The 778-nt window shown below is 37.4% G+C and carries 1 protein-coding gene; it reads left to right on the top strand.

The genetic code is table 11. The features are described from left to right. The first annotated feature begins 74 nt into the window (after nucleotides 1–74). On the top strand, nucleotides 75–731 hold the full coding sequence (locus GKAS_RS25050) for a hypothetical protein (RefSeq protein ID WP_147281553.1): 657 nt from the start codon (nucleotides 75–77) through the stop codon (nucleotides 729–731). The last annotated feature ends 47 nt before the right edge of the window (nucleotides 732–778 follow it).

Here is a 778-nt window from a genome sequence, read left to right as displayed (position 1 = left end):
ATTAGTGGTAATAAATTAACGTGGTCTGGTGGTTCGACCGTTGCATTTATATTTGTTTTTATTGGGAGGTGATTATGGCTTTTGGATGTGAGATTTTAAGAAGTGATGGTACGTACTGGTTAACTCCAGATCAAACACCGCTTAATATGGTTAGACGTGATGATGTTTCATACCCTAATTCACCAGATAACATTAGGTATTATGATACGGGTGTACCTACTAGCCGTCCGTGTTGTATTTTCATGCGTGTTATTAGTGGTGCTTCAGTTAATGGTAGTAGTCAAAATACAGCAGGTTTCCAGATTCAAAGAAATGGTACATGGCAATTTCAAATGAACGGCGTACAAGGAAATATTAATGTACGCTGGTATGTGTTTAGCAACTATGTAGCTATGACACAGCCATATGATATTGCATATTACAATGCAGCAGGTGAGCAAACCTGGAATGGTTCTTCAAGGCCGCTACAGATGTTTAGACGTACTGTAACGTTTGCACAGGCAGTAAGTGGTGCAGTAGTCCTAGATGCAGGACAACCAGTAGCTGTTATACCTACATTCTCTGGTGACGATAATATAGGTAGTGGGGGATTACAACTAATGTCAGTTTTTTGTTTTAAAGCATTAGGTAATAGAATCTATTGCGATGAGAGTGTTACAAGGGAAGGTGTTGCAACTGGTTTATATGTTAATACTTACTTCTATATTAATACAACGTTGTATGATCTATAAAAGTACTAAATACTACTATAACAAAAACAACCGACCATAAGGAATAT

The sequence above is a fragment of the Kluyvera ascorbata ATCC 33433 genome (genome assembly GCF_000735365.1).
Classification (GTDB): Bacteria; Pseudomonadota; Gammaproteobacteria; order Enterobacterales; family Enterobacteriaceae; genus Kluyvera; species Kluyvera ascorbata.
This window is presented reverse-complemented; position numbering and strand designations above follow the sequence as displayed.